The following is an 18,059-nucleotide window of genomic DNA, read 5'->3' as shown; positions in this document are numbered from 1 at the left end:
CATCAAATTTGAAACAATGATGTTAAGAAATTAGAGCTGACTCGTACAAGCCAGCAACATTTCAACCATTTTCAGCATTGTCTGAGGTCGAAAAATAACGCGCTTCAAACGTTTCCGGCGTCATGGCGCGATCGAACAAAAAGCCCTGTACGATTTCCACACCCGCTTTTTGCAGCCATTCGCGTTGCGCTTCGGTTTCGACCCCTTCTGCAATAATGCTTAAATCCAGGCTTCGCGCCATGTGGATAATCGACGCCACCATACTGCTGTCTTCGGGCAGCCCTTCAACGAAAATTTTGTCGATTTTAAGCACATCAACCGGCAGCGACTTCATATGGTGCAACTGACGTAACCCGGCATACCCCATGCCGAAATCGTCCAGCGCGATGCGTACGCCCGCATTACGCAACGGGCGCAGAATGGTCACCGCCGCCTGCGGATCATCAATGCGACGACTCTCTGTCACTTCCAGAATCAAGGTATTGGGTTTAATGCGATAGCGATTGAGCAGCTCCAGCATGTCCGACACCATATTGTGGTGCATCAGTTGCATCGCCGAGAGATTCACCGACAGCGGCATCATTAGCCCGCGCTCTTGCCACGCAGACAACAAACGGCATGACTCTTCCAGGACCCAATAACCCACCGTGACCATTAGCCCGCACGACTCAATACGTTCGATTAACCCTTTCGGCAGATCCCAACTGCCATCCGGCTGCTCCATACGCAGTAATGTTTCGGCGCTCACCACCTCATTCGTGGCGAGGTCTACCTGCGGCTGAAGCCAGATAGCGAACTTGTGGTTATCAAGCGCATTCAGGATGTTGCTCTCTTCCGTCAGCCGCTTTTGCGCCTCTTCCATCTCCTGTGGATCGAAGAACTGAATCTGATTTTTTCCTTTGCGTCGCGATGTGAACGCCGCTGAAACCGCACGTCGGTAAAGTTGTTCCGCCGTCTGGTCGCCATGGAACATGGCCACGCCGATACTGGCGCTCGGGCGCAACTGAATGCCATGAATGGGTACGCGCTCATTGATAACAGTGAGTACTTGCTGACCTAATGTAATGGCGTGCCACGGCTCTTTCACCCCATGCGCGATAATGGCGAAGTCATACGCACTGACCTGGGCAAGTACCATCCGCGGTGAAATGACAGATTTTAGCTTCTCCACCAGCGTGAGCAGCAGCATCTCGCGCTGTGACTCTTTCAACACGCCAGCCGTATCCTGCAATGTTTCACAGGCGATAAACATCAGCGCGGTGGTCTTCTGCCGTGCCACTACCTGCTCCAGCAGCGCCATCAGGAAGGCTTTGTTTGGCAGCTCCGATACCGGGAAGAGAGTCGACTGGGTGTTCAGCTCATCATGCTGTCGCAACAAGTTTTGTTGATTACGGTTATAGCTGCGTACCAGGTTGCCGATTTCATCATCCTGATGGTGGCGAGGCAACGCCAGCTGGTGCCCGATCTGGTCCTGCTGTGGCACGTCGCTCAACTCGCGGGCGATTTTCCGCAACGGATGGACGATCAGGCGATTAATACACCAGGTGATTGCCACCGTAATGATCAGCGTTAGAAGTAAGTAAGCAGTCACCAACGTCGAAAGCGTACTCATCACGAATTTATAGACGCGATAGGAATCTGCTTCGAGTACCAGATAGGCAATCGGCTGTGGATTGGCCGGGCGCTGCAGGGAATAAATGGGCAATGAAATCTGGATCGGCAGTTCAAAGACCCGCGCAATCATCATCGGCACCGGGCGCTCGGGAATAAAACGCAGGCGCAATGCCTGAAACTGGTTTGGCAGCACCACATCCGCCCGAATAACCACTCCGGCAGGTTTGATTTGTTTAAGTACGGATTCTGCCTCAGGAAAATCAGCCTTTAGTATCGCTTCGGACAGCGGTTCACGTACCGAGCGGGCAATACTTTCCAGTTGCGTAGCCGTGTTGTAGCGATTCTGCTGAACAAAATGAAACAGCAAAATGACGCAAAAAATGAAAATAAACACCATCGCCACGGCAAAAACCGCAGTCATCTGTTTAATCGTTAAAGAACGGCTGACACGCAAAATCACTCTCCAGAGATACACAAGCGCAGGGCAATAAAATATCACTCCGCCGCCAGAGTATACCCTATCGTGACAGTTTGAGATAAAGGGGAGGCATGATTGCCTCAGCGACAACGCTGTAAGGAAAAAGCGTCAGCAATACGCGGAATAATAAGCACAATTTTCATGTGGCGAGCCTCGCTTCCCGCCACGCTTCCCCCAGGAATTATCCTCATTTATTACCAGTCGGCGTAAGGTGTCAGCGTTTGCGGCGGCATATCCATATCGCCCTGCCATCCGGCGGCAGAATAACGGACAAAGAGCATGCCCTGGCTTGGCGTGTAATCTTTCGCCTGCTGAATATTCACCCCCAGGCCAACGGACCAGTTCTGGTTAATCCGCCGTTCAATTAATGCCTGTGCTGTATAACCCACGCCGCTGGATGAACTTCCCTCCTCCAGTGCGGTGCTGGCGTCGGTACGATAACCCGCCGGGATCAAATTCAGTAACGGATAGCTTCGCTCCGTTTTCTTACGCGAATGTGACCACGAGGCAGATCCACCCAGCTCCCAGGACCAGTTTTCCGTGCGTTGACGCCAGGTCACGGGCACAGAAAATGACAAATATTCTTGCGGGCTATAATAGCCCCCTTGTCCCAGGGTGTAGTGGCTCAGGTCTTTGTCGTAGTGCCAAATCATATTATTCAGACCAATGGTCACGCGGCGGTTATTGTCGTTGATAAGTTTGTAGTAATACCCCGCCATCCAGCGTACTCGCCAGTTATCAGCCACATTTTTCCCGGTCAACTGATCGGCGCCCAACGAAGCCCAGACACCGTGCGCCTCGCCACGGTCATAGCTCATGCTGGCGGCGGCGCCGTTCGCACGCACGCCGCCCCAGGTGGTGCCGGGATGATCGCCATTGCCGTTATCCTTCTGTCCGCCAAACGCCAGTAATGAACTGGAGATCGGACGACGATGGACATTCAGCGTGTAGCCAATCACACCGATATCATTGCTGTAGCTCAGGCCGCCGACGACATCCACCACATTAAAGCCAATTGGCGTGGTGCCGATATCCATATCCCAGGTCTTGTTACGCCAGCCTACCGCAACGCTCACGCCATTAGCCGTCTGGCTGCGATCCCCCCCCTCACAAGCCACCTCATTACAGGTTCCCCAGTGCGGCGAATAGGTCCCGTCATCTTTAAGCGAGAATTTTCCGGCATCCATATTCACCATATCGGTACGAAAGAACATCCTGCCGTCAGCCAGTGGCGCATCGGCCTCAAGCATTGTGGTGTGGGCTTTCAAATCAGAGTAGCCGCCCGTACCGCTCGAACCCCAGTAGTTATGCTCCAGCGTGACATTCACATCCTGCTGGCGATACAGATCGGCGGCATCACTGCGCACGCCGCGTTTCAGCCAGTCATCGTTCTCATTGTTCCGGGTTTTATAAGTGAATTCGTCATTACTGGCAGGACGGGTTGCCGCTACCCCCGATGCCACCATCGCGTCTTTATAGGTTTCCAGCGCGGCTTGCGGTTGCCCCTCCTGCACCTGGAAACGCGCCGCATCACGCAACACCAGCGCGCTTTCCATGGAAGGCGGCAGCCCCTTCGCCTGCGGCACAATTTCGCTGAATGTCTCGCGGGCGGCGTCATTATCGCCCACCGCCGCCTGCACCATCGCCACCCGGCGTTGGGTATTGAGCGTCCGTGGCGCTGTCGGGGTGGCAGCCGGTAATTTCGCCAGCAGTTCGCGGGAAGTCATGCGGTTGCCTTCGGCGGCGTAAATTTCTGCCAGGCCCAGTACCGCCTCTTCATTGTTCGGCTCACGATTTAACACGCGCTGATAGGTCGATATCGCCGCAGGATTATCGCCCCGCTGTTGCGCCCAGTCGGCAATTGTCAAATCAATACGCGTCGAAGCAGGCTGCTGTTGAAGAAAAGCCATCGCCTCTGGTTCATGGCCCGTATCGCGCAATTGGTTAGCCCGTGCCAGCACTTGATTGGCTTCCAGCCTGTCGGAGAGTTCCTGAATATTGCTGTTCCACTTGTCACGCGACAGTGTGTTGAGGTGCGCCAGCGCCGCGCTCTCCTGATTATTGCCGGAAAGATAGAGCGCGTAAGCGTACACCTGTTCAGGGTCTGCGGGATTACTGCGCGCCAGTTCGCGCATCTGCGCGTCGGCCTCAATTTGTTGGCCGGCGGAGCGCAAATCGCTGGCCAGACGGTAAGTCACCCACACACTACCCGGGTCCAGCGCCAGACGGCGTTTTTGCAATACGGCGGCCTGCGCCCAGTTGCCCTGGTTCTCCAGCCATTCTGCCTCTTGCGCGAGTCGGTCGTTGGTCAGGCTGCGTTCAATATCGTTAATGCTGCGACGCTGGCTGGCGCTAAGCGACTGAATGAAGGCATCGGCTTTTTCCGGCGACTGCGCACGGTAAATATTTGCCAGACCACGCACCGCATTGCTGTTACCGCTGTCCATACGCAGCGCCTGCGTATAGTAACGCTCAGCAGCGGCGGTATCCTTGCGGGCCATGGCCGCATCACCCAGCCCCAGCACCGCGTAGCTGTCGGTATTATCAATCGCACGCGCCTGCTGGTAGAGGCGTTCCGCCTGGGCCGGATTTTTCGCCGCCAGTTGTGCATCGCCTTGTTGGATAAGCAGCCAGTAGCGGTTCACCTTAAGCAGGCTGTCCCATTTGCCACGATTATCGCTGTCAGGATCGAGCGCAATAGCCCGTTCAAACTGCGCCACCGCCCGTGCGCGATCGCCCTTCTGGGAATAAGCCTGTCCCAGTGCTCCGACGGCTTCGCTGTCCTGATGATTTTTGCTTACCGCATCCTGCAATGCGCCAATCGCCGTGCTGCCTTTTCCGGCTTCCACGGCCGCCAGTCCGCTGGCACGCGCCCGAAATGTCGGATCCGCCAACTGTTTCTGTTGTGCATCAAGCTGCTGGCGTGCCGTTACCACCGTATCACCTTCACTGAACACGCTCAGGAAGCGCTTGAGCGCCGCCACGCTTTTTTCGCTGACAGTCATGCCCTGAATCTGCTGATACCAGAGGGTAGCTGCTGTATCACGCCCGGTGTTGTTCTTCGCCATTTGCTCAAGAACGGTAAAACCCTCTTCAGTACGGCCATCGGCGATCAGCATCCGCGCCAGCGTATTTTGCAAATCTGCATTTCCCGGATTACTGGCATTCAGGGCCTTCAGTTGCGTGATGGCTTCGTTGTGTCGTGCCGGCACTTTCGCCACCTGCGTCCAGTATTCCGCCGCCAGATCGCCTTCCGGGACACTGCCGTTAAACATTTTCTCATAAGCGGCCACGGCCTCCTGCGGATGCCCCGTGGCAGCCTGCAAGCGCGCTTCCTGTAACGCCTGCCGTCCCTGGGGCGTCGACAGCGCCATTGTGATGCGCGACGCTTTGGTTGCGCTGGCGTTCGGGGCAAGCGCGTTCAGCCGATCCATCTGTTTCTGCGCCCCGGCATTATCGCCCTGGCGCAGCAGATAGCGCAGGCGCGCGGCAATCACGTCCGGGTCGTCAGGGGCCATTAATTCAAGGCGATATAACGACTGGCGTACCAAATCTTCACGTTTGGTGGTTTCACCCAGGCGTACCTGTTCAAGCAGTTGTTGTTGCGCAGTCGGCGCCGCCTGCGCGAAAGGCATCACTGAGATGCCGAGCGTGAAAGACAATAAACTTAATGTGAACTTGCGCATGGCTGGCCCCAGTCAGGTTGTAACTCACCGCGAGGGGTGAAGCGAAAACGGTGCTCGTCCCAACCTTGTCCGAAAAGGGTCAGAACATAACTGTAATAGGCGTCTTTGCCGGGGAAGTGATCCGCTACCCGCTGACGCTGCACCGCCTGAGCATCACGATCCTGTAAAAACGGCAGCAGTACCGCCGAGAAACCCACAGGGCCATAACCCTGCGCCTTGTCGGTCGCCACGTTGACTTTTTCTGGCGGTACGCCCTGTTTCGCCGTCATGTTTTCCATTGGCTTGAGGCGCGCCAGCAAACGCGCCTTTTGCGGGTCGCGGTCATGCATCATGCCTGCCCATGCATAAACACGAATCGCATCGTAGCTGCCTGTCAGCGACTTATCGGATTGAAGCTGCCAGCCCTTATTTTTCTGATAACGCACCCAGTCAGGCGAGAACCCTTTCGGCGCAGTTTCGATAATTAAACGCAGGTTGGTCTCCCGCAGCGTCGTCCAGGGCGCGCCATAGCGGGTAAAGTACTGGGCCAATTGAGGCGGCAGATAGCCGGGATTGAAGCGCCAGACATCGTTATCCGCAAAACCTACCTTGCCGGGCAACAGCATGGCGCCAAGGCCAGGCACGGTGATAACTTCCTCTTTGGCAATGCGTGAGAGCAGCGCTTTTCCAAGCCCGGTATAATCAGGGATGTTCCACAGCCGCCCGGCTTCCAGCAGAGACCAGGCGATCCAGACATCCCCATCCGACGCGGAGTTGGTATCCAGTACCGTCCATTCAGTTTCGTTTTTCCGCCCCCACAACCATGCGGGAAGTTGCGCGCCTAAATCCCCTTGCGCCAGGTTATTTTGCGTCCAGTTCAGCAGCGTTTTAAACGCATCGCGATCGTTCGCCGCAAGGGCAAAGAACAGGGCATAGCTTTGCCCCTCCGAGGTGGTTATCTGGCGGGCATCACTCGGGTCGATGACCCGCCCGCCATCGCTAATATAGCTCTGTTTAAAACGCTCCCATGCAGGCCAGCTACAGGCGGCGCTCACCTGCACCGCCGCCAGCATAAGCGCCGCCATGATCATCCAGCGTAGCGCTTTCATCACCGCTTACTCGTGATCCGGGTCGAGACGACGACGGCTGATAATACGCAGCAGACGCCACAGCACCCACGCCAGCAATACCACGCTCACCGCGGCCAGAATCGCCAGCAGTACAGGGTGATTCGCCAGCGCGTACCAGACCCGTTCAAACCACGGCAAATGCCCTACGTAGTAAATGTCGCCAACACGCAGACCGTTCACGCCCGATTCACGAATCACCGACACGGAGCCGAAAATCGAGGCACGTTTACCGCTGTCATTCATCGCGCCGTTTAACAACTCATAGCCGCGCGGGCTATCCGCCAGCAGCGCAACCACGCTGCGCTGATCGTTATACGGCGACTGGAAGCCGATAATGGCTGCCATCGGGCCGCTGGACGATACCGAGGTCTGCGCATCAGCCTGACGATCGACATCATCTGGCATAACGCCAGGGAACGGTGTCTGACGCAGCGGCGTTTTCACCCAGCTTTGCGCTGCGTGAACCAGCAGATCGATACGTTTATCATCTTTCAGTTTTTCCGGCAGAGCGCCAATGATCATGATATCGGCGTCTTTACCCTGAATCTGCGTACCGTCATTGGTCAATGTCATGTTGATAGCCGGGAAACCCGTTTGCGCGCCAATGGTCGCCAGCGAGTCCAGCAGCGTAGTCAGTTGCCCTTCTGTCGGCGTTGGCGGCACCACAACAAGGGTTTCAGACAAGTCAGCCATCCGGGTGAACGGGAAGCCTGCATTCGCAAAGGCGCGCAGGTCCGGCATCGCCAGGAAATGGTAGTACTTCGAGAAGTCGATGGTGGAATCGTCGCCAATGACCACACGGTTTTGTACCGGCTGGAAGGTGACGCAGTTTTCGATAGTGCCACCCGGCATCGGATTCATGTACTGGAAGTCAAAACGCAATTGGTTCACCGCCCCCAGTTTCAGCGCCGGAATAGAAACATCAGTTTTGCCATCCAGCAGCCCCTGTAATACCGGCAGGCGCAGCAGCAGCCGGTTGGTATCCTGATTGCTGACCAGACTGAAATATTGCAGGAACTGATTGTTCAGGCTGATATCCATGCGCGAACTGTCTTTGGTTGGCGGCGCGGTATAGCGATAGTTCAGGTGCATATCGATACCGTTACTGCGCAACAGATAAAGGTCCGGCGGAAGGTTCAACGCGACATTGATCGACGCCGGTTGCAGACCCGTGGACTGCAACTGCTCTTCATAGGTTTTCAGTTCACCAAAGGTGACCGCACGGTCGGTGCGCACCCAGTTTGGCGCATCGTAGGGTTTGCGCGTCAACAGTGGTTTCACCTCATCAACGGTGACACTGCTGCCACGGAACAGCACGTTCCCCTGAGCAATACCTTTTGCCGCCTGTAACAGGTCTTTGTCATCGCGCCCGAATACCACCAGCAATTTTACATAAGGGTTGTTCGGGTGACTCATCATAGTGATGGTCGGGGCGTTCACAGGCGGCGCATCACGCAGGAAATCCGGGCGCTTATCATTGGTCGCGAAAATAATCGCGTTACGATCCGGCAGACCGCTGTACATGACCGGGAAGTTCTGCCCCCGCCAGCCGGTACGTGAACCAAACCAGGAAGCGATAATCGCCGCCGCCTGCTGTTCAACCAGATCCGGCGCACCGGCGAAGACCATCGGCAGCGTTAACGGACGGCTGTCTCGTGGGTCAAAGAACGGGATCGGGAAGTGGGACAGGTCGTTTTGTACGGCCAGCGTCTGGTAAGAAAGATCCAGCGAACTACTGCGACCAATATCCATCCACAGCGTAGTGCTGGCCGGGTTTTCACAGACATCGCGATAGTGGCCGACAAACTCCAGCCGCACGCGGTTGAAGTCGGTAATGTAAAGCGGGTCGATAGGCACCTGAGCAAAGGTCTTTTTACCCAGTTGTTCTTTGGTGACCGGCAGCACGCCCATCAGTTCATCATTCAGATAGACCTTGAGCTGCGACTGTACCGGCAGCAACGACGGTGACGGGGTATATTCGAGATTCAACAACGCTTTCGACACCACTTCATCACTGCGCATGCCGAACTCAATGCCATTATTCGGGTTGACGCCGCGCAGCACCATACTGCCTGGCGGTGGCGCAATCTCTGCAAACGTCAGTTTAACCTCACGCGACGGCGCACTGGAAAGCGCCACGCCAGGCGTCACCTGTCCCGTGGCCCGGCTTCCGGTCGGCGGTGCCGGCTGGGTTTGCCCCTCTGTTGGGGTGGTGGGTACCAGCGTTTCCGATTGTGTCGGCGCAGGCGTCGCGACCGGCTGAGTCGCAGGCGCGACGGCAGGCACGGTGGGGGCCGCTTGCGTCGCCGGATCACCGGGTGCCGCATACGTCATCAGGGAGGGTATAGCGCTCATCCCCACAGCCACTGCACAAATCCAGGAAAGTTTTCTTTTCATCGCGTTTTCATCATTGTTGAGCCAATCACGTCACGGGGTGCTGTATTACCGCTTCCCGTTCCGGGCGACGCGGTATAAACGACACAATCCAGGCAACCATTACGGTTAGCGACCGGAAAATCATTTTCACAGACGGTGGAGCAAATTCCGCGAGATGGCGATAACCACGGAAGCCCAGTTTTAAAATATCCATTAAGCTTTCCAGTGGCTTATCTTCCGGGAAGCTGTCCTGCCACAACGCCCATGTATCCGCACGGGCAAACGTACACTGCACAAAATCGATATGCTGTTTCGTGGACAACGGCATAAGTTGCAGCCCCACCTCACGACCGGAAACGCGCACGACCATGGTCGGGAAGACATACTCTTGTTGGCCGCGTTTTAATAACAGGCTGACTTTTTGCCCTTCCAGTACCTGTGACTGGCCGTTGATTTTGATCCCCAGCCCCCCATCAGAGAAATCATGCACGGTACAGGAGAACAGATGACCGTCTTCGCGGGCGATAGCCGCAGGCATGGAGATCTCCACACGGTGCGCGCGACGAACCTGCTTGCTTTCCACCGATACCGCCACCGCGCCACCGAGGATAATCAGGTTGTAGAACACCCATGCGATACTGACGAACACCGTCAAAATCTCATTTTGCGGGCCATAGAAATAACGCCAGATACCCACCAGCACGCCGATAATGTTCAACAAAACAAGGAAGATATAGGGCCTTGAGATAACCCAGTCGACATACTCTTCTTCGACCAGTCCCCCTTTTGCCGTGACGTTGAACTTCCCTTTATGCGGGTTAAATAACGCGACCAGAGTCGGCGGTGCGATGTACCACGCCAGCACGGTTTCGTAGATTTCGCTCCAGAAAGAATGGCGATATTTGCCCTGAATTTTCGAGTTAGTCAGGCTGGCGTGAATCATGTGCGGCAGAACAAACAGCGCAATCATGATGGCAGGCGCATAGATGATGTAGGCATGCAACAACAGAAACGCCAGCGGCGCGGTAAGGAACACCAGACGCGGAATACCCGAGAGAAAGTGCAGCATGGCGTTGACGTAACACAGGCGCTGCGCCAGTTTCAGCCCTTTGCCGAACAGGGGGTTATCAAGACGGAAAATCTGAATCATCCCACGCGCCCAGCGGATACGCTGGCCGATGTGCGCCGACAAACTCTCCGTTGACAGACCGGCAGCCTGGGGAATACGCATATAGGCCGAGGTATGCCCTCTGCGATGCAGGCGCAGCGAGGTATGGGCGTCCTCGGTGACCGTTTCCACCGCGATACCACCAATCTCATCCAGCGGGCCACGACGAATGACCGCACATGAACCGCAGAAGAAGGTGGCATCCCACATATCGTTGCCGTCCTGTACCAGCCCGTAGAACAAGGTGCCTTCGTTTGGCGTTTTACGAAAACGGCCCAGGTTGCGCTCGAACGGGTCCGGCGAGAAGAAGTGGTGCGGCGTCTGCATCATTGCCAGATCTTTCTCTTTGATAAACCAGCCCATGGTCATTTGCAGGAAAGAGCGCGTCGGCACATGGTCGCAGTCAAAAATCGAGACAAACTCGCCTTTGGCATATTTCAGCGCGTTATTGATGTTCCCGGCTTTCGCGTGCTCATGTGTGGTACGGGCAATGTATTCCACTCCCACGGTCTGGGCGAACTGACGAAACTCTTCTCGCCCGCCGTCGTCGAGGATCCAGATGGTGAGTTTGTCTTTCGGCCAGTCGATACCCAACGCCGCATAGATGGTATTTTTCACCACATTCAAATCTTCGTTATACGTGGGCACAAAGATATCGACCGACGGCCACAGGGCCATGTCTTTAGGGAGCGGTACTGGCTGGCGATTAAGCGGCCAGACCACCTGGAAGTAGCCGAGGATCAGCACAATCCACGCATAGGTTTCCGCGAACAGCAACACGATGCCGCACACCAGGCTGACCGGGTCATCCCAGTTCAGGGTCGAGGTATAGCGCCACCAGATGTAGCGACAGGAGACGGTCAGCGAAAGCACGATCAGCATCAACGCCGAGAAACGCCCCGGAATGCGGCGCACCAGCAGGGCCACCCCCCACAGCAGCAGCAGGAAGATTAACTGCGATAGCGGGTTAAACGGCTGAGTAATGCAGACGAGGGCCAGTATCAACGAAAAGGTGATGATGATCCCCAGAATAAAACGGCGCGCTCCCCGGCTGAGATGGCCCAGCTCTTTATGGTTATCCAGGTGGCTGGTCTGGTCGGAAACGCGGGTGGGCAGAGCATCCAGCCAGTTATGGTAACGTTCGCGGATCTTATGCGCGCGTTCAGGTTTCGACGCCTGCGTTGTCCTGTGCTGTGGCAGCGTTGCCAGCAGCCAGAGGACCTGCAACAGGTAACGTGCCGGGTCAAGCGGACGCGGTTTTTCCGGATTAATATGGGGAAAGAGCGCCTGATGCTGCTCACGCACTCGCTGCCAGTTAGCATTCTCCAGGGGCAGAAACAGCCAGGCCAGCGCTACCCAGAAACAGCCGCATGCCGCACTAAACCCCGATGCCTTATTCCGGCGATAACAGCGGTAACGCTCGCTTAAGCGGGCATAGACCGGGGGATTCAGAAACCAGGCGGCCAGACGACTCATTCGAGCATCCTCGTGTGTTGTTCCCCTTGAGCGGGTTCGCCCGAACAGTGCAGTAAACACCAGTTTGCCAGCGTCAGGATTTCTTCTGCCGCCAGTGAATCGCTACGGTATTCCCCCAACGGTTGCTTTGCTGCCAGGCATTCCACCATCGCTTCATCGCGGTGGATAAGGACAGGCATCAGGTTGCGCTGGCTCTGAAGCCACACCTGGTAGAGGTCATCCTGCAATTGACTGCCAATACGTAAATCATTAATCAGAATATGCGCGCCTGTCGGCAACCGTTGCTGATGCAGGCGCACGTGGCAGTTGGTATCCGGTTTCACGACCGCCAGCGTGTGGTCGCAATATTCAAGAAACTGGCGCGCCAGCGGCGAATAGCCGTGCGGTAAATCCAGCAGCACCCATTGGTAGCGCTGCTGCGCTTTAAGCGCCTGTAATATCGCCGTTAACTGGCCTGGCGGTTCATGCAAGAGGTGCAGTTTCTCCCATTCGGCATCCGTCAGGCGGCCAAAGGGCAAAATGTCGATGCTGGAGGTATAACGCAGCCCCGCGTCGCGCCAGTCTTTGCCATCCAGAATCGCGCGCGCCCAGCCATCGGCGTGGTCGAAATCAACATTAAATGACAGGCGCAGGAGGTTATCGGGGCAGGCGTCAATAACAAGTACCGATTCCCCTAAAATCTGTAATGCCCAGCCGAGCGCCGCGGTAATTGATGTGGTGCCCACACCGCCGCGTACCCCTTGTAACCCCAATACAGCCATCCACGGCTTCCTTATTGTTGACGAGCAAACTCTGCCAGCAGAGGCCAACGTTTAATAGCCGCCGCCAACTGTTCTCGTTGGGAAATATCGGCATAATCTATTTCGGGCAATGAAAACACCTTACTGAGTGCTAAAAAGTCATTTTGAAATGTATAACCCAGCGTCGAGTCCGTCTGAGTTTTAGGCTCATCGTTATGCATTCAGACACGATCCTTATAATCAGAAAAAGATTGCGTACATTCTTAGCAAGGTATTTGCGACGAAATTCGTTTACATGCTAAATCTGATGTTCTTTAATTTCAATGTTAGGTTTATTTCTATACTTTCGCTAGTAAACTGAGATACAGATAAATTACCTGTAGAGGGACACCGTGGACCCCATATTTTCTATCGGCATTCAGTCGCTATGGGACGAATTGCGTCACATGCCTGCCGGCGGCGTCTGGTGGATTAACGCCGACCGCGAGGAGGATGCAATTAGCCTTGTTAATCAAACAATTGCATCGCAATCTGAAAACGCCAAAGTCGCGGTTGCGGGCATGGGGTATGATTTGCGGAACATCCTCAAATCAGAACCCGATCACGGCCCCCGAAAAATACAACTTTTTTCCATGCCAAATCATGAAAAGAGTCTATACTTTTTCTCTCGCGATTTACTGTGCTCAATTGAGCCTGAGAATTATTTCCTCATTCTGTTGTGTGCAAATAACGCCTGGAAAAATATTTCGGTGGAGAATTTGCACCGCTGGCTAATACGAATTCATGACTGGACGAAATATCATAATTGCACATTACTGGTAATAAACCCTGCAAACAATAGCGACAGGCAATCATCAGTACTGATAGGTAAATACCGTTCATTGTTTGGTTTGGCGAGTTTGCGTTATACAAGCGGAACACATCTTTATGATGTTGCCTGGTGGTGTAATGACAGAGGCGTGAGTGCCCAGCAACAACTTATTCTTGAACATCACGACGGCCACTGGCAGTTAGCGAAGCAAGAAGAGGCTTCCGTCCAGCCGCGCAGTGATGAAAAACGGGTGCTCAGTAATGTCGATGTGCTGGAGGGGGCACCTGCACTTTCTGAACACTGGACGCTTTTCGAAACCAATGAAGGAATGTTTAACGAGGCGCGAACCAGCCAGGCCGCGACCCTTATTTTCGCCCTGCGTCAGAATAACCAAATCGAAACCATTGCTCGCCAGATTCATACTCTGCGCCGTCAGCGCGGCAGCGCTCTGAAAATCATTGTCCGTGAAACCAAAGCCAGCCTGCGCGCCACCGATGAACGTCTGCTGCTGGGGTGTGGCGCCAATATGGTCATCTCCTGGAACGCCCCGCTCTCCCGCTGTCTGACGCTTATCGAAAGCGTACAGGGGCAACAGTTTAAACGCCTTGTGCCGGAAGATATCTCGACGCTGATCTCAATGACCCTGCCGCTCAAACTGCGCGGATTCCAGACATGGAATACGTTCTGCGAAGCCGTGGGCAATATGGTGAATAACACGCTGTTGCCACCCGATGGCAAAGGAGTGCTGGTGGCGCTGCGCCCGGTACCCGGTATTCGGGTTGAACAGGCGCTGACGCTCTGTCGCCCAAACCGGATCGGGGATATTGTCACCATCGGCGATAATCGCCTGTTGATGTTTTTGTCGTTCTGCCGCGTAAACGATCTTGATACCGCGCTTAACCATATTTTCCCGTTACCCACCGCCGACATCTTCTCTAACCGCATGATCTGGTTCGAGGACAATCAGATTGCAGCGGAACTGGTGCTGTTGCGGGAAGTCGGAGCGGAAAAATGGGGCAGTCCGCTGGCAGGAACGAGTGATGAGAAGAAAATCATTAACGCCGAGCATGACGGGCAGACCTGGCGACGTATCCCGGAACCGCTGCGGCTGTTAAATGAAGACAGGGGGAGCGCATCATGATGTCCATCGCCGATATAATTGAACTTGTGATACTTTGCGCGCTGATTTTCTTCCCGCTGGGCTATCTGGCCCGCCACTGGCTGTACCGTATTCGTCTTATTGCAAGAATAATGTTTATTAAACCCCGCTACGTTAAACCGGCCGGAGTATTGCGTCGGGAATCGTTCGTCAAGGCAGACCGAAAACATGACTAATCAAACGCTGACGCCTTCCAGACCCTCGACGCTGTGGCAACACTGGCGCGGTTTATCCGGGTGGAATTTCTATTTTTTAGTGAAATTTGGTTTGCTGTGGGCGGGCTACCTTAATTTTCATCCGTTGCTGAACCTGGTATTTATGGCCTTTCTGCTGATACCCGTGCCAGGCCCTGGCCTGCACCGTTTGCGCCACTGGATTGCCATCCCGATTGGTTTCGGCCTGTTCTGGCATGATACCTGGCTACCGGGTATCGATAGCATTATGAGTCAGGGCTCGCAGGTGGCAGGTTTTAGCGCGGATTACCTGCTCGATCTGGTTACGCGTTTTATTAACTGGCAGATGATGGGGGCCCTGTTCGTATTACTGATCGCCTGGCTGTTCCTGGCGCAGTGGATTCGTGTAACGGTATTTGTCGTCGCCATAATGATCTGGCTGAATGTGCTGACTCTTGTCGGACCAGCGTTCACCCTGTGGCCGCAAAGCACCCAGCAAAATACCCTTGCCACAACGGGCGCAACGGTGGCGCCGACGGTGGCAAATACCGCAACAACACCCGTAGTAGGCGATATTCCGGCACAAACCGCGCCGCCAACCTCTGAAAATTTGAATGCCTGGCTTGCCAGTTTTTATGCCGCCGAAGAGAAACGCCAGACGCCGTTCCCGACGCAACTGCCGGCAGATGCACAGCCTTTTGACCTACTGGTGATCAACATCTGTTCACTCTCCTGGTCCGATATTGACGCCGCGGGCTTGTCATCGCACCCACTGTGGTCGCATTTCGATATCGTATTTAAGCAGTTTAATTCGGCCACCGCCTACAGCGGCCCGGCGGCCATTCGCCTGCTACGCGCAAGCTGCGGCCAGACGTCGCATAAAAATCTCTATCAGACAGCCGGCGCTCAATGCTACCTGTTTGATAACCTGGCCAAACTGGGTTTCACCCAACAGTTGATGATGGATCACAACGGCGTATTCGGCGATTTCCTCAAAGAGATCCGCGACAACGGCGGCGTACAGGTGCCATTAATGAATCAGGCAGGCCTGCCGCCAGTCCTGTTGTCGTTTGATGGCTCCCCGGTCTATGACGATACCGCCGTGTTGAACCGCTGGATGGAAAACGAGGCGACCAATAATGACCAACGTACCGCGACCTTCTATAACCTGCTGCCACTACACGACGGTAACCATTTCCCCGGCGTTCGCCAGACAGCGGATTATAAAATTCGCGCGCAAAAGTTGTTTGATGAACTGGATGCCTTCTTTACGCAACTGGAGAAATCCGGGCGTAAAGTGATGGTAGTGATGGTGCCGGAACACGGCGCGGCGCTACAGGGCGATAAGATGCAGGTTTCCGGTCTGCGTGATATTCCAAGCCCATCGATTACTCACGTGCCCACGGCGATCAAGTTCTTTGGCATGAAGGCTCCGCATGAAGGGGCAGCCATTGAGATCAACCAGCCAAGCAGCTTCCTGGCGGTATCAGAACTGGTGACGCGCGTGCTGGATGGCAAGATCTTTACCGAAGACCATGTGAACTGGGATCAGTTGACCAGCGGCCTGCCGCAGACAGCGCCCGTTTCAGAAAATGCCAATGCCGTGGTGATCCAGTACCAGAACAAGCCGTATGTTCGCCTGAACGGCGGCGACTGGGTGCCGTATCCGCAGTAGGTTGTTTTCCCTCACCGAAGCAAGGGGGCAAGTCGTAGATACTGTGAACGTCTTCAACTTTTTTAGCCATGGCTGGCGCGTTTTCCCGCATGACAACCACAGCGACATCCTGGTAACCCTCTGGCGTAGAGCATACAGCGAGGGGGTTGAGTCCCCGCCGAAATCGGTGAGACGAAGACCCGATGACAAGGGCAGGCCGCCAGGGATGGCGGACTGAGGTTTGTCGAGACAGGACAAAATCGTCCGGAACGATTTTGAACAACGCAGCGCGTTGGCCCGAAGGGCGAGCCCCAGGGATGGGGCGAGTAACTCGAGTCAAACCGACCGCAGGCAGCGGGGCGGGAGGCGAACGCAGTGCGAAGCATCGATTTCTTTGCGGGGCCGCGGGGATTGTAAAGGGGAACGCGGTGTTCCCCTTTACCCGTTCACGTGTTCGAGGGTGACATTTCGCCATGAACATACGGTGAACGGAACCCACGTTCCGAGCCACATTTTCCCCTCACCCTGGCCCTCTCCCGCGGGGAGAGGGGGGGAAATAGTGCCGTGAAGAGGTTAGGGCCAGGGTGAGGGGACATCACCAGGAAAAGCGAAGAATTACTGCTGCTGCGCGAGCCAGACCAACATTTTCAGGCTGGCAGAATAATAGTCATCCTGCGCGCTGATTTGCGGCTCGCCGGACGTTTGGCCCATCGTCAAATCACGCACCGCCAGCAAACCGCCATTTATATTGTACGGGGCGGTATCGTTGGTTGTGACGTTCACCCAGGCCGGGGTGCGGTTACGATCATAACCCTGCCACCAGTTGCGCCACGGCGTCAGCAGCGCACTTTGCGGGTTCCACCACGAGAGATACAACGGAATACGGATGGCGTCGAAACTCATGCGCGGTGGCCACTCTTTGGCAGGGCTCAGTTTGCCATCTGCCGACAGCGATACCCAGTCGGTAGGCAAGTGCGACTGACCCCAGCCCATTTTACCAAGCAGCGTCGTGCCATCACGAATCAGATCATTCCAGACCACCAGATGGCTACGGTTGGCAAATTCTTTCCATGCCGGGAAGATAAAATAGGACGGATTCAGATTCACATAGCTGTTGAGATTGAACCCCTTCGCGCCCGGCAGCATTACCCGATAACCCGCAAAGTTGATCACCGTATGTTTAATCATCGCCTGGGTAATGGCATCCGATGCGGTCGCATAGCTGTTATCATTCCAGCGCTGGCTGGCTTTTAACAACGCCCATGCAATTAACGCATCGCCATCCGTTGCGTCGTTCTTATCTGCAATCGGATCCGGCTCAACCGGGTTAAAACGCCAGTAGAACAGGCCATTGTCCTTGTTCCTTAGCGTCTTATCCGTCCATCCCCAAATGCGGTCAAACGCCGCCTTATCGTTACTGGCGACCGCCATCAGCATGGCGAAGCCCTGGCCTTCCGTGTGAGAGACGTTTTTATTGCCCGTATCAACAATACGGCCATCCGTCATCAGAAAGCGCGCTTTGTACGTTTCCCAGGCCTGTCCCGCCTGGGAAAACGAGGAAAAGAGCACACTCACCATCATCACCATCATGGCGAAAACGCGTTTAAACATACTC

General features: G+C 55.2%; 11 protein-coding genes. 3 read left to right on the top strand and 8 right to left on the bottom strand.

Annotated features, from left to right (window positions below; genetic code table 11):
* Positions 1 to 61: 61 nt before the first annotated feature.
* From hmsP to bcsR, 7 genes are all read right to left on the bottom strand, one after another.
* Positions 62 to 2,068: a biofilm formation regulator HmsP gene (gene hmsP / locus AB182_RS26645; RefSeq protein WP_047372699.1), complete on the bottom strand. Its 2,007-nt coding sequence runs from the start codon at positions 2,066 to 2,068 to the stop codon at positions 62 to 64.
* A gap of 218 nt (positions 2,069 to 2,286) precedes the next feature.
* Positions 2,287 to 5,778, bottom strand: coding sequence for a cellulose synthase complex outer membrane protein BcsC (bcsC, locus tag AB182_RS26640; protein WP_047372698.1), 3,492 nt, complete (start codon positions 5,776 to 5,778; stop codon positions 2,287 to 2,289).
* A complete protein-coding gene (gene bcsZ / locus AB182_RS26635; RefSeq protein WP_047372697.1) occupies positions 5,760 to 6,866 on the bottom strand; it encodes a cellulose synthase complex periplasmic endoglucanase BcsZ in 1,107 nt (368 codons plus the stop codon). Before bcsZ ends, bcsC begins: the two co-directional genes overlap by 19 nt.
* Before the next feature lie 6 nt (positions 6,867 to 6,872).
* Positions 6,873 to 9,284 (bottom strand): cellulose biosynthesis cyclic di-GMP-binding regulatory protein BcsB, encoded by a 2,412-nt coding sequence (gene bcsB, locus AB182_RS26630; RefSeq protein ID WP_047372696.1) that lies wholly within the window; start codon positions 9,282 to 9,284, stop codon positions 6,873 to 6,875.
* Between the two features lie 25 nt (positions 9,285 to 9,309).
* Positions 9,310 to 11,907 (bottom strand): UDP-forming cellulose synthase catalytic subunit, encoded by a 2,598-nt coding sequence (gene bcsA, locus AB182_RS26625; protein ID WP_047372695.1) that lies wholly within the window; start codon positions 11,905 to 11,907, stop codon positions 9,310 to 9,312.
* A complete protein-coding gene (bcsQ, locus tag AB182_RS26620) occupies positions 11,904 to 12,668 on the bottom strand; it encodes a cellulose biosynthesis protein BcsQ (RefSeq protein ID WP_047372694.1) in 765 nt (254 codons plus the stop codon). The genes bcsA and bcsQ overlap by 4 nt, the downstream gene beginning before the upstream one ends.
* An 11-nt stretch (positions 12,669 to 12,679) precedes the next feature.
* On the bottom strand, positions 12,680 to 12,868 hold the full coding sequence (bcsR, locus tag AB182_RS26615) for a cellulose biosynthesis protein BcsR (protein WP_047372693.1): 189 nt from the start codon (positions 12,866 to 12,868) through the stop codon (positions 12,680 to 12,682).
* 171 nt (positions 12,869 to 13,039) lie between these two features.
* Here bcsR and bcsE point away from each other — a divergent pair, with 171 nt between their 5' ends.
* Genes bcsE through bcsG form a run of 3 tightly spaced genes read left to right on the top strand, consistent with a single transcriptional unit; the run spans position 13,040 to position 16,465 of the window.
* On the top strand, positions 13,040 to 14,599 hold the full coding sequence (bcsE, locus tag AB182_RS26610) for a cellulose biosynthesis c-di-GMP-binding protein BcsE (protein ID WP_047372692.1): 1,560 nt from the start codon (positions 13,040 to 13,042) through the stop codon (positions 14,597 to 14,599).
* Positions 14,596 to 14,793, top strand: coding sequence for a cellulose biosynthesis protein BcsF (gene bcsF, locus AB182_RS26605; protein WP_047372691.1), 198 nt, complete (start codon positions 14,596 to 14,598; stop codon positions 14,791 to 14,793). The genes bcsE and bcsF overlap by 4 nt, the downstream gene beginning before the upstream one ends.
* Positions 14,786 to 16,465 (top strand): cellulose biosynthesis protein BcsG, encoded by a 1,680-nt coding sequence (gene bcsG / locus AB182_RS26600; protein ID WP_047372690.1) that lies wholly within the window; start codon positions 14,786 to 14,788, stop codon positions 16,463 to 16,465. The genes bcsF and bcsG overlap by 8 nt, the downstream gene beginning before the upstream one ends.
* 594 nt (positions 16,466 to 17,059) lie before the next feature.
* On the opposite strand, the gene AB182_RS26595 is transcribed toward bcsG, so the two are convergent.
* A complete protein-coding gene (locus AB182_RS26595; protein ID WP_047372689.1) occupies positions 17,060 to 18,055 on the bottom strand; it encodes a glycosyl hydrolase family 8 in 996 nt (331 codons plus the stop codon).
* Positions 18,056 to 18,059: the final 4 nt, after the last annotated feature.

Origin of the sequence: Phytobacter ursingii (assembly GCF_001022135.1) — a bacterium.
GTDB lineage: Bacteria > Pseudomonadota > Gammaproteobacteria > Enterobacterales > Enterobacteriaceae > Phytobacter > Phytobacter ursingii.
The sequence above is the reverse complement of the archived record's forward strand: the minus strand, read 5'-3'. Positions and strand labels throughout refer to the sequence as shown.